Consider the following 12,252-nt stretch of genomic DNA (forward strand, 5'->3'; position numbering starts at 1 on the left):
GCATAGGAAAAGGAATTTTTTAGTTTCGATACGGTTTTTACTCCGGTCTCGGACTGTAGCAGTTTATAGGAACTCATGCCCCGGAATTTCCGGAAAATCCTAAGAAAAATGCCGGCTCAATCGGATCATATCCTTGCACTGGATCCCATTTTCCCAGATTGGATCCGGATAATTCCTGAGAAAAAATCCAAAATCGATCCCAGAAATGGAGAAGCCGGATTTTTGGTAGAGGCCCAATTGAGCAATGCTCGAATTGCCCGTTCCAATTTCCAAAGTTAGAAATCCTTGGGACCTTGCGGTTTCCGAGGCATGAGCGAGTAATTTTTTTCCGAATCCTTGGCCTTGGAATTTTTCCGAGACCGCAATATTCACGATTTCCACAGTATGTGGTCGGGTGGGAAGAAGAAGGTAGACTCCGATCAACTCTCCCTTCTCCGACTCCATCAAAAACACGGAAGATCTATCCAAATAAGAAAGAATGATCTCCTGATCAGGATCTGCAAGAAGTAAGAGATCCATAGGAGGGGTTTCGTCGGAAGAAAGTTTTCTGATCGTATGATTCATCTATACCAAGAGGCTCGGAGATATTTACACAAAGCCGCAAAGTTGTAAACATCTCCCAATAAAAAGTTCAAAATCTTTTTTACTTTACTCCTTCGCCTGATACAAACGAATTTTGGATCTAGTGTTTGATATTCGGAACGTTGATTCGATCTAAAACTTCCGCAGTGAATTCCCTAAATTCTTCCAAAGCCTCCGGAATAGATTTGCCTTCCAACTCGGTAGCCTTCTCAAAACGAGAATTAAAAGTGATCCGATCTTCTATATTCATGATCACTCCCCCGCCCGCTTTGAACTCGCCCAAAACCTTGGAGAGGAATTCATTAAACTTTTGGAACATTTCGAAAGCTTCCGCGATAAAAATACGGGTCTGTTTGTTTTTCATCCGGCTTAACTGTTCTCTGAAATCCTGTTTTTCGGCGGCTTGGTATTCTTCGATCGTCTCGGTTAGAACCTTAATGTTCCGGCGGATATTTTCCATATGTTTGACCACTCCGTCCTTCTCGTTCCCGTGAGAGAAATCGAAACGAATATGAGTTTCATTTAATATAGGAAGATACTCCCGATCTAAAACGTTGATCCAGGTTCCGATTTGATTCACTTCCGTATCGTTAGAATTCGGAGAAATTTTCATGATCGGATACTTGGCCAAGATGCGGCCAGCGGCGTCCGGATTTTCACGGAACATACGGATCTGCTCTGCGGCAGTTTCGAGATTATCCGGAATTCCCTCGGGGGAAATCTCCCTCATCCGATTTCGATATTTTTCCAGATCCCGGGATACCCGATACTTTTGTTCGTCGTTTTTGGACAATCTTTGGATTTTCTCCAATTGCTGGATCATCTTTTGATGACGTTGGAGTTCGAGGATCTGTTCTTGGGTGATGGCCATGGGGTCTTAGGGCAAATTGTAAAAGAAGTACAGTTCTAAGGCAAGGAAATTCTCCAGCCAATTTACACTCAAATTAGAGGAAGTTTCGCACAGAGAACATGGAGTTTAGAGAGAGAATTTTTTAGATTTTGTAGGAATTCCTACATGGATTTGAAAAGGAAGATTTTATTGACAGAGGAAGAATTTTGTGATAAGGAAAATGCGCGCTCCCACAAGCCACTCCCCCCATTCCCAATGCAGGGTGGGGGCTGTCTTGAAACCCAGGTTGGAATTCCTACATCAGAATCCTTAACTCTTACTTTTATACCTGTCCAAAACCAATCTTAAAAAATCGGACTGCGGGAATTTATACACCAAGGACTCCATAAGCTGAACACCTTCTTCCACTGGACCCGTCTCTAACAGAGAGATCGCTTTTAGATATACCATCTCGGGAGAGTATTGGAATCTTCCTGTCAGGACCAATCTCTCTCGGAATGCCTCGAATTTTTTATCCTTAAATTCTTGGACTGCAATCGCTCTTTGGGTTAGATAGGAACCGGGAGTTTGAGCGCGGACTCCGATCATTTCGGAATCCAATTCTCCTGCCAAGGTAGAATTCCAAAGCACCAAAAGTTCGAACGGTCTGAGAGTGTAGGACATCCCTTGTTCTTTTAAGATCTTATAACGTTCGAATAAGGAGTCGTCGCTTCCTTCTTGGATGGAATCACGTAGAGTTTCTTTTAGTTCTTCTCTTCCGTTTTTCTTTTTTTCCTCTGCGACCCATTCGAATACGAAGTCTCTCGGTTTACATTTTTTGACTAAGAAGAATCTATCCAGGATCGAATGCCGGAGCGAATATTGGTCCAAGAAAAAATCCGCTTCCGTTCTGGAAAATTCTTCGATCCTTCTCGCAATGCTCGCATCTAAAACTTTTATATTTCGGATGCCTTCTCTTTTATCCTTAAAATAGAAGTAAGCAAGTCCTGCCAGATCAGGCTCTTGGGAAGAAATTACCAGATCGAATAATTCATTCTGCTCTTCTTGGTTTAATCCTTGTCGTTTATGGTTATAGCTGATCCTTTCTTTTCTTTCTAGACCTTCTTTCAGAAAACTTTCGGACTCGGGGATTGCGCCTAAGAAGTATAATAATCTTCTTCCTTCTTTTGCTTCTTTCAGCTCTTCTCCGAAAGAATCCACCAATTCCTGGTAATCTCGAATTCTGTCCTCGCAAAGTAAGAACGCGGAACATAAGAAAAATAACTCGGGGTCCCAAACCAGATTCCCTTTTAGCTCATCCAATAATTCTTGGAAGAACAAGCGGAGAAGTTTTTCTTCTCTTTCGGTGATCCCGTCTTCTCTAATCCAGTCCAGACGGGGAGAATGGAATACGAATCTTCCGAATAAGTCCGCCCTGAAACAATGTGAGGGCCTCAAATGTGTTAAGATACTTCCGCTATAATGGTCTAATATTTTTGTTTTGAGTCGCAGGACTTCCGTATCCGGTTTTCGATCCAGTTTTTTACTTTCGAAGTCCGGATGTTTTAAAGTTATTTCAGGCCATTCCGTATTTGATACCGATATATGCATAAAGACTCCTTTTTGGAGTTGAACCCTTTTTAAGGCGGATTAAGTGAGAAGAATCGCATGAAAAAAACGATTCTGGGGTTACTCCCGTTTCTAGTTGTCGGCAGTCTTTTTGCGGACGACGACCTAAAATACTTGGTCAAATCCTATAGTTTAGAAAAAATACGCAGGATTTTCCGGGAAAGGTCCCCTTCCAAAGAGTCCGAGGTCTATGCTCTCGTACGTTTTCATGAAAACCATCCGGACGGAGACCATGGAAATAAATTTAGATATCTGGTTTCCCTTTTAAAGGGCAGACTTGTAGTAGGCGTCACCAAGGACGAACTTCAGGGTATCATCAAGAACCCTCTCCCCCCTTTGAATGCAATCACCAAAATGAGTTTTTGGAAATTGTATGAGGAAATGGTTAAAAGAAAAAGTGTATCTTCTTCCGAACTTATCTCATATTTAAAAAAACTTCCTCCGGACTATGATCCGGTGTATAAAAATGTGATCGGGGAAATACTAAGGATTCATTACGAAAACGGAGAATTCAAAGAGGCAAAAGATTACGCCGAAAGTTTTTCGGAGAAGGATAAAAAAGAATATTTCGGAGCCATGGCTTACTATAGATACGCCAAGGCATTGTACAAATTCGGTGAAACACAAAAAGGAGAAAATCTTTTATACGCTCTCGCAGAAGATGGAAATGTTCCTTCTTACGTTAAAAAAGATATTTATACGGATCTAAGGACTTGGAAAGGAGAATCTTTTTATAAACAGATCCCTTTGGAAAAAGGAGTATTATTTCTGCCATTCTTAAATAGTAGCGATAAAAAATCCTTCATTTCATCCCACCAATATTTTAGTTCTACCACATTTGAAAGGCCGGAAAGCTGGAAAGCAGCCGCAAGAGGGTTAGTCCAATATTATCCGGAAAGACTTTCTTCCATTTTTTCCAGGCATAGAAGTTTTGCGGAATATTTTCCCGAATTTACCGCGGCGATGTCCGTGGAACTTTCCAACCAAAATCTTGCAAAATCAGGTTTGGATTTATTAGAAAAAACGAATCTTTCTTCTTCCGAATCCGTTGAATATGCGTATGCACGAGCTTATAAACGTTTGGGAGAAAGGGATAAATATTTTAACGGACTACTTTCTTCTCTGGAAAAAAATCCTTATAATTTGATCCGACAAGACGAGCTGATCGATCTTTTGATCGGGGATCATTCCCATTTTCTGGAAGAATCGTATTGGAAAGAGGCTCTAAAGCGGATCCCGAATCTTCCCGTCAAAGGTAGATTAGTCTATTGGTATTTGAGAAGTTTAAAATCCAAGGGTAAACAGGAAGAACTTCTCTCTTGGTTACGATCTTATTATAAATTCATTCCGGGTTCTTATTACACCAGAGTGATCCGGGAAGAATTTGCGACGGAGATCTCTTCCATACAGAAACCGGATAGTCCTCTTAGAAGTAAGGATTCATTATTCGAATATCTTTCCTTAACCTCGGGAGATCCCAAATATTCGGACAAGATCCTGGGAAGAGATCTGGAATTCGCTTATTTTCCCGACTCCTTCTCCTTGGATATTCGGATCGATTCCGCTCATAGCAAGGTGAGAGGAAACCATCTATTACAAAATGCTAAAGAATATTTAGAGATCGGAGAAATGGCTTACGCAAGTTCTCTCGTGGATAAATACGTTTTACAAACCGGATCATCCGAAGAGGAAAAAGACGAAATTTTGGCCGCCCTGGGAGAGGTGACCGGTAACCAATATCTGACAGTCTTCCATACAAGAAATCTAATGAAAAGAAGAAGGATCCCTGATGATGTGATCCTTCTTCCTTCTAAACTCGCTTCCAGGATCTATCCGAGACCCCATAGGGATATTGTTTCTCATTATTCCCAATCGTTCGGGATCGAAGAAGATATCGTGTATGCGGTCATGAGACAGGAGTCCTTTTTTAAGGAGAATGCAGTCTCTTCTTCCAATGCGAGAGGACTCATGCAGATTATGGGACCTACCGGAAAAGGGTTAGCCCAAGGTTTGGGACTTGGTCCTTATTCTCTTTTTGATCCGGAAATTTCTATCCAAATGGGTGCAAAATTCCTAAAATACCTTCTCTCCTCCAATGAAAACGATTTGAAATGGGCTTCTATTGCTTATAATGGAGGTCCCGGAAATCTCAGAAAATGGAAACGAAATCATTATCACGGAGATTTTAATCATTTTTTAGAGGAACTTCCTCTCAAAGAACCCCGTGATTATTGCAGGATCGTAACGTCGAACTACTATAATTACCAAAGTTTAAGGCAGTACAAAAACCGCTGAGCGGACAAAACGGATTCTTTTTTTTGGATTGTCTAGAATTTCCGATTCATAGGATAGTTCTAAGGACCGGGCCGAGTCTTTCATTTCGTCTCAATGTCCCAAGGTCTACCTTATGCCGGTTCGTCCGATATCATTCATCTAACAGGAGTAAAAAATGGCAAACACCGCAATCTTAAAAATCGACGGTAAAGAATATGAACTACCCATCATTACGGGAACGGAAAACGAAAAGGCCATAGACATCTCCAAACTCAGACAGCAAACAGGATACATTACATTAGATAACGGTTATTTAAATACCGGAGCCTGCACTAGCGCGGTTACGTTCCTGGACGGAGAATTAGGGATCTTAAGATACCGTGGGATCCCGATCGAACAATTGGCCGAAAAATCAAGCTTCACCGAAGTGGCTTACCTTTTGATCTACGGTCATCTTCCTTCCGACAAAGAACTACAAGAATGGGACAAAGAGCTGACTATGCATACTTTGATCCATGAAGATCTAAAACGTCTTTATAATGGATTCCCAAAAGACGGTCACCCGATGGCGATCATGTCCACAATGATCGGTTCCCTTTCCACCTATTACCAAGATTCTTATGATCCGGAAAATCCGGATCATAGACATATCTCTATGGTTCGTCTTTTAGCGAAGTTTCCTACGATCGCTGCGTTCGCTTATAAAAAATCATTGGGCCAACCCACAGTTCACCCAATGAACCACCTGGATTATTGCAGCAACTTCTTGAATATGATGTTTTCCGTTCCGAGTGAAGACTATTATATCGATCCGGAAATCGTAAAAGCTCTCAATTTGCTTTTGATCCTTCACGCGGACCATGAGCAAAACTGTTCCACTTCTACCGTTCGTTTGGTGGGTTCATCGCTCGCAAACTTGTATGGGGCGATCTCCGCAGGGATCTGCGCACTTTGGGGGCCTCGTCACGGAGGAGCCAACCAAGAAGTGTTAGAAATGTTACTAGAGATCAAAGCTTCCGGTCTTCCTGTGAAAAAGATCGTAGAAAAAGCAAAAGATAAAAACGACGCATTCCGTCTTTCCGGATTCGGACATAGGGTTTATAAAAACTTCGACCCTCGCGCTAAGATCATTAAAAAAGCATGCGACGCGGTTCTTTCTAGACTTGGAGTGAACGATCCTCTATTAGATATCGCTAAAGAATTAGAAGAAGCTGCGCTCAAAGATTCTTATTTCGTGGAAAGAAAATTGTATCCGAACGTGGACTTCTATAGCGGTATTATCTATCGCGCGCTTGGAATTCCTGTGAACATGTTTACTGTAATGTTCGCGATGGGACGTCTTCCGGGTTGGATCGCTCAATGGAAAGAAATGATCGAATCTCCCGATATGAAGATCGGAAGACCTCGTCAGATCTATACGGGTGCTACGAATACTTCTTATGACGACGCTAAGAAAAAGTAAAATTTTTTAAGGCTGATAATTTTAAAAGGACAGGGTTACGCTCTGTCCTTTTTTTACGTATTCTGGAATGAACCGTTTTCGCCGTTACCAACTCAACAAAACAACCGAATTCATCCTGAATTCGGGACATCCGTGGATCTTAAACGGAAAATTATCCACTGCGATCTCCGCATTCAAAGATGGAGATTGGATGAGGCTTGTTTCCGGAACGAACGTAACATTAGGATTCGGGATCTATTCTTCTTCCGGTCCGATCGGAATACGGATCATCCAAAGAGGAAATGATTTCTCCCTTTTTCAATTAAGGCAAACGATTGAGAATGCATTAGAACTTCGAAAACCTCTTAGAACAAAAACGAACGCATACAGACTTATACATGGAGAGAACGATCTTTTTCCTGGAGTTACAGTGGATCGATATGGATCCACTTGGGTCGTCCAGACCTACTCTCAATCTTTACAAAAGTTTTCCAGATTAGTAGTTCGGCTTCTTTATTCGGCAGCTCCTAGTGTGGAAGAACCAATCCCAAAACAGATCGTTTGGATCTCTCCCCAGAGAATCGGTTCAGAAAAATCTTTGCCTGTTCGTTTTCTGCGTGGCAAAAAGGAAATCCCCTACGAGGAAAAAATTTTTCTGAATCAGGTACATTGGAAAACGAAGATCCCTGGTCAGAAAGGCGGATTCTTTTTAGATGTACGAAATCTTCGCTCGTTTATATTAGAAAAATCGGAATTAGCCCGCGACAGAGATTGCCTACACTTATTCTCTCATACCGGACTCACTTCCGTTTGTTTGGAAGAAGCCGGGGCAAAGTCGGTCTTATCTGCCGATGGAGCGAAAGAAGCTCTTGAAGAATTTGCGTCCCGCATTTTACCCGAACAAGAGATCCCGAATTTCGAGAAAAAAAACACGATCTTCACAAAAGGCAAACATCTTCTTGTCCGAGCGGATCTATTCCAAGACTGGGGATTTTTAGAAGGCCGAAAATTTTCACTTATCATATTGGATCCACCCAATCTGACTCCGAACCAGGCCTCTATCCCCGCAGGCAAAAAAGCATATCGTAGTCTAATTAGTAAGGCACTCTTTCATTTGGAACCGGGAGGAGACCTGATCTTACTTTCTTGTTCCGGAAGAATCTTGGAGTCCGAATTCGAAAAGATTGGTCGAGAAACCTTGGCAAACAAAGGATGGAAGTACAAAGATCTTTTCAAATTAAGACCGGAACCGGATCATCCTACGCGTAAGGAATTTCCGGAAGGGAAATATTTCAAGGTCCATATCTATAAAAAATGCGAGCCCTTAGATCAGTGAACTTATGAGCACTACGAAAAATACATACCAACTCATCGATTCCGGAAATTTCAAAAAGTTAGAACAAGTGGGCCCGTATAAAGTGATCCGTCCTTCTCCGGTTGCCGCATGGCCGCCTACTCAACCTTCTCTTTGGAAAGACGCCGATGGAGAATATCACAGAAGCGATAAGGGTGGTGGAAATTGGAGTTGGAAAGGGGCATCCAGACCGGATTCGGAAGACGAGTTTCTTATCCAGATCCCGCCATTAACGGTTAAGATACGTTTTACACCGTTTGGGCACCTTGGGATCTTTCCGGAACAATTGAGTAATTGGGATCGGATCCGAAATGTTTCTTCACAACTATCCGGACAGGGAGAGGTTTTAAATTTATTCGCTTATTCGGGACTTTCCACCTTATCCGTATTAGCCGGCGGCTTGGATGCCTGCCATTTGGATTCTTCCAAAGGAATGGTAGAATGGGCCAGAGAGAATGCACAAGTTTCCGGTCTCGCAGGAAAAAAAGTGCGCTGGATCGTGGAAGATGTATTAAAATTCCTGAATAGAGAGATCAGAAGAGAGAAAAAATATATAGGTTTCATTTTGGATCCTCCCACTTTCGGAAGAGGAGCAAGCGGAGAAGTATTCAAAATCGAAAAAGATCTGCCTGAGATGATGGACCTTCTTATGAAATTATGCGATAATAAGCCGGAGTTCGTATTCTTGACCTGTCATTCCACAGGATTCAGTCCTTTGGCGCTTCGAAGGATTCTGGAAGGAAGGATCAAAACTCCCGGGAATTATCTCACGGAAGAACTTTCCATTTCGGAGTCCACGGGAAGATTACATCCGGCGGGTTCCAACTGCGTATTTTATTCGAATAGAGTAAAACTTTGAAAAAAAACATTTTGGAAATCAGCAGTTTTTCAAATGAAAAGCTGAAATATATCTCCGGATTAAAAGAAAAAAAGAACCGGGAGAAATCCGGTACATTTTTTATAGAAGGTTTTAGAGAGATTCAAAGAGCGAAAGTCTCAGGCAAGGTCAAATTCGAATATTTACTTATCTGCCCCGCTTGTTATTTAGGCGAAAATGAAGAAGACCTCGTATCTTCTATAGATGCGAAAACGATCCTCGTTCCGAAACAGATTTTCGAAAAAATCTCATACAGGGATAGACCGGACGGTTTGATTGCCACCGCCGAGTTGCCTGACTTTTCCTTATCCCCTAATACGAAACTATCGGACGATCCGATACTCGTAATCGAAGGTGTGGAAAAACCGGGAAATCTCGGCACCATTTTAAGGACCGCAGAAGGCGCAGGATTTCATAAGGTTTTCGTTGCGGACCCAAGACTGGATCTATTCAACCCGAACGTTATCCGCTCTTCCACCGGAACAATATTTACCTTGGATGTTTTCCAGTCCGATATTAAGGAACTTTATCCTATTCTACAAAATGCAGGTTATAAAACTTTCGCAGTGACCCCCGAGGCAAACTCCTTATATTGGGATGCGGATTTAAAAGGAAAGGTCGCGCTTGTTTTCGGAAGCGAGCAATACGGTCTAAGTGAATATACAAGATCTCAAAGTGACCATTATATTTCTCTTCCCATGAAGGGAGTGGCAGACAGTTTAAATCTGGCAATGTCCGCAGGAATTTTAATGTACGAAGTACTTCGACAGAATCGGTAATGAAAAAGATCCATATTTCCGCATTCGTGAGCGGCCACGGCTTTGGTCATATTAGCCGCAGCTTAGAAGCGATCATCCGGATATTACTCCAAAATCCCGAATGGACCGCGACCATTCATTCTCCCAGAGGAGAAGAATTTACATCTTCCCTGGATCTTTCAGGTATTTGGGGAAAAGTCAGACCAAGGATCCAGTTTCGAAAAACGAGAAGCGACGTTGGTATCGTCCAGAAAGATTCTCTCGGAATGGATCTGGATTCCACCGAATCCGAAATTTTAGAATTTAAGAAGAATAAAGAATCACTCCTACAATCGGAAACGGAAGTGATTAAAAGAGAAAAACCGGATATAATTTGGTCTGATTCTTCTTCTTTTCCCTTTCTCATCTCCTACGATCTAAAGATCCCTTCCTTATTTTTGGGAAATTTTACCTGGGATTATATCTATTCATATTATAAATCTTCCATATTCCAAAAATATTCCGAAGAGTTAAAGAAAGAATACGCGCTTTGCGATTTGGGGCTGGTTCTTCCCCTTTCTTGTCCGGTCACTTCCATCCATTCAACCAAAAACATCGGTTTATTAGGACGTAAGCCCAATCTAACTAAAGAAGAGGCCAGAAAGTATTACGGCTTTGAAGAAGGAATTGAATATTATCTTTTTTCTTTCGGAGCTTATGGAATCGATTCCTCTCAATTCGATTGGAGAGAATGGGACCCTTCCAAAAGAAGGATCGTAATCGGAGGAATCGAATGGAAGATAGAGGCTAAAAATAATCTGGGGATCGTAACCATTCCACATTGCCATTATCCGGATCTACTTAGAGCTAGCGACTTCGTATTGACCAAACCGGGATATGGGATCTTAAGTGAGTCCTATTTTGCAGAAACTCCCATACTTTACACTGATAGAGGCAACTTTCCTGAATACAAATATTTGGTAGAAGCGCTACAATCTCATTATCGATCCTCCTATATCTCTCAAAAGGACCTATTTTCTTTCCGTTGGGAGGAAGCTTCCAAGGTCGCGATATCCTCTAACGTTATTCCGGATCCCAGATTTCAAAACGACGCCATCCAAGAGATCCAAGATTCGATCCTTGAACTTATCAAGTAAGTATCTTCATTCGACTAACATGCGTTTGGCAAAATAGAATACGGTCCACAACTATTTCAAACCGCTACTTACCGTCGAGGATTGACGAATATCAACTCCTCGCTTAAAGAGTGTTAACCCTTTGGAACACGCTCTCCTACTTTTTTTACTTTTCTTCCGTATAAAAATCGAGTATTTTAAGCCCCGACTGCGATTGCTTAGGGAGGAACATCATGTGGAAAGAAAGAGTTCGCGGTAAAGTAGAAGAATTATTTGCAAAGGCAGGAGTCAGCTTCGGAGGAAATGCGGATTGGGACATCCGAGTAAAGGACGATAGATTATTCGAAAAAATTCTCAGCAACGGCTCTCTCGGTTTGGGGGAAGCTTATATGAACGGTTGGTTCGAATGCGATCGTTTCGACGAAACAGTCCGGAGGCTATTAGATAAAGGTATAGAGAAAGCAGCGAAGACCTGGGGGAATCTATTTCTATATCTAGAATCCGTAATATTAAACCGACAGTCTAAAAACAGGGCTTTCGTGGTCGGAGAAAGACATTACGATCTTGGGAACGATCTATTCGAGCTTATGTTAGACAAGGAAATGGTTTATTCCTGCGCATATTGGAAGAACGCTAACAACTTAGACCAAGCCCAAGAAAACAAAATGGATCTGATCTGCCGGAAGTTGGATCTCCAACCGGGAATGAAGGTATTGGATATAGGATGTGGCTGGGGAGGACTTGCCAGATATGCAGCCAAAGAATATGGAGCGGAAGTTTTTGGCATCAGCGTATCCAAAGAACAATTGGCACTCGCCGAAGCAAGATCCAAAAACCTAAAGGTAAAATACGAATTGTTGGACTATCGAGATGTGAAAGACAATTTCGATTCCATCCTTTCCGTGGGCCAAATGGAACATGTCGGTTACAAAAACTATCGAACCTATATGGAAATAGTTTATAAATCTCTAAAGGATAAAGGATTATTTTTACTTCATACGATCGGCTCCAATGATTCTCACAAAGTGACCGATAGATGGATCGAAAAATATATTTTTCCGAATTCACATCTTCCTTCTGCAGCGCAGATTACCAAGGCGAGTGAAAACCTTTTCGTATTGGAAGATCTTCACAATTTCGGTCCGGATTATGATAAGACACTCATGGCCTGGTATCATAATTTTGAAAAGGGATGGAGCCGGATCCAGAAGAAGTACGGAGAAAGATTCAGACGAATGTGGGAATTTTATCTTTTAAGCTGTGCAGGTGCATTTCGCTCCCGGAAAATCCAACTCTGGCAGTTCGTGTTTTCTAAAGGAGCCAGAGAAGAAGTCTATCAAGCTGTGAGGTAAAAAGGGTTCGCACCGAGAACCCTGAGATTACGGAGAGCACC

10 protein-coding genes are annotated in these 12,252 nt (G+C 42.0%); 7 read left to right on the forward strand and 3 right to left on the reverse strand.

Annotated features, from left to right (window positions below):
* Window positions 1-99 precede the first annotated feature (99 nt).
* The 3 genes from AB3N61_RS11565 to AB3N61_RS11575 form a co-directional block, all read right to left on the reverse strand.
* Window positions 100-564, reverse strand: a complete 465-nt coding sequence (locus AB3N61_RS11565) for a GNAT family N-acetyltransferase (RefSeq protein ID WP_367897635.1) — start codon at window positions 562-564, stop codon at window positions 100-102.
* Between the two features lie 118 nt (window positions 565-682).
* On the reverse strand, window positions 683-1,453 hold the full coding sequence (locus AB3N61_RS11570; RefSeq protein ID WP_020770206.1) for a hypothetical protein: 771 nt from the start codon (window positions 1,451-1,453) through the stop codon (window positions 683-685).
* 288 nt (window positions 1,454-1,741) lie between these two features.
* Window positions 1,742-3,022, reverse strand: a complete 1,281-nt coding sequence (locus AB3N61_RS11575; protein ID WP_367897636.1) for a hypothetical protein — start codon at window positions 3,020-3,022, stop codon at window positions 1,742-1,744.
* A 57-nt stretch (window positions 3,023-3,079) separates the two neighbouring features.
* Between AB3N61_RS11575 and AB3N61_RS11580 the strand changes: the two genes are divergently transcribed.
* The 7 genes from AB3N61_RS11580 (at window position 3,080) to cfa (ending at window position 12,211) form a co-directional block, all read left to right on the forward strand.
* Entirely contained in the window at window positions 3,080-5,335 is a 2,256-nt protein-coding gene (locus tag AB3N61_RS11580; protein ID WP_367897637.1) for a transglycosylase SLT domain-containing protein, read from the forward strand.
* Between the two features lie 154 nt (window positions 5,336-5,489).
* On the forward strand, window positions 5,490-6,776 hold the full coding sequence (locus tag AB3N61_RS11585; protein WP_367897638.1) for a citrate synthase: 1,287 nt from the start codon (window positions 5,490-5,492) through the stop codon (window positions 6,774-6,776).
* A 67-nt stretch (window positions 6,777-6,843) separates the two neighbouring features.
* Window positions 6,844-8,091, forward strand: coding sequence for a class I SAM-dependent rRNA methyltransferase (locus AB3N61_RS11590; RefSeq protein ID WP_367897639.1), 1,248 nt, complete (start codon window positions 6,844-6,846; stop codon window positions 8,089-8,091).
* Window positions 8,092-8,095: 4 nt separating this feature from the next.
* On the forward strand, window positions 8,096-8,968 hold the full coding sequence (locus tag AB3N61_RS11595; RefSeq protein WP_367897640.1) for a class I SAM-dependent methyltransferase: 873 nt from the start codon (window positions 8,096-8,098) through the stop codon (window positions 8,966-8,968).
* Window positions 8,965-9,765, forward strand: coding sequence for a TrmH family RNA methyltransferase (locus tag AB3N61_RS11600; RefSeq protein ID WP_020770194.1), 801 nt, complete (start codon window positions 8,965-8,967; stop codon window positions 9,763-9,765). Before AB3N61_RS11595 ends, AB3N61_RS11600 begins: the two co-directional genes overlap by 4 nt.
* Window positions 9,765-10,880, forward strand: coding sequence for a glycosyl transferase (locus AB3N61_RS11605; RefSeq protein ID WP_367897641.1), 1,116 nt, complete (start codon window positions 9,765-9,767; stop codon window positions 10,878-10,880). Before AB3N61_RS11600 ends, AB3N61_RS11605 begins: the two co-directional genes overlap by 1 nt.
* Window positions 10,881-11,092: 212 nt before the next feature.
* Complete coding sequence (gene cfa, locus AB3N61_RS11610) at window positions 11,093-12,211, forward strand: cyclopropane fatty acyl phospholipid synthase (RefSeq protein WP_020770237.1); 1,119 nt, start codon at window positions 11,093-11,095, stop codon at window positions 12,209-12,211.
* The last annotated feature ends 41 nt before the right edge of the window (window positions 12,212-12,252 follow it).

The organism is Leptospira sp. WS58.C1 (assembly GCF_040833995.1).
Classification (GTDB): domain Bacteria; phylum Spirochaetota; class Leptospiria; order Leptospirales; family Leptospiraceae; genus Leptospira_B; species Leptospira_B cinconiae.

Excerpts from the sequence above, each read along its gene's own strand:
- AB3N61_RS11565 (WP_367897635.1), bottom strand. The coding sequence starts at position 564 with ATGAATCATACGATCAGAAAACTTTCTTCCGACGAAACCCCTCCTATG.
- AB3N61_RS11570 (WP_020770206.1), bottom strand. The coding sequence starts at position 1,453 with ATGGCCATCACCCAAGAACAGATCCTCGAACTCCAACGTCATCAAAAG.
- AB3N61_RS11575 (WP_367897636.1), bottom strand. The coding sequence starts at position 3,022 with ATGCATATATCGGTATCAAATACGGAATGGCCTGAAATAACTTTAAAA.
- AB3N61_RS11580 (WP_367897637.1), top strand. The coding sequence starts at position 3,080 with ATGAAAAAAACGATTCTGGGGTTACTCCCGTTTCTAGTTGTCGGCAGT.
- AB3N61_RS11585 (WP_367897638.1), top strand. The coding sequence starts at position 5,490 with ATGGCAAACACCGCAATCTTAAAAATCGACGGTAAAGAATATGAACTA.
- AB3N61_RS11590 (WP_367897639.1), top strand. The coding sequence starts at position 6,844 with ATGAACCGTTTTCGCCGTTACCAACTCAACAAAACAACCGAATTCATC.
- AB3N61_RS11595 (WP_367897640.1), top strand. The coding sequence starts at position 8,096 with ATGAGCACTACGAAAAATACATACCAACTCATCGATTCCGGAAATTTC.
- AB3N61_RS11605 (WP_367897641.1), top strand. The coding sequence starts at position 9,765 with ATGAAAAAGATCCATATTTCCGCATTCGTGAGCGGCCACGGCTTTGGT.
- cfa (WP_020770237.1), top strand. The coding sequence starts at position 11,093 with ATGTGGAAAGAAAGAGTTCGCGGTAAAGTAGAAGAATTATTTGCAAAG.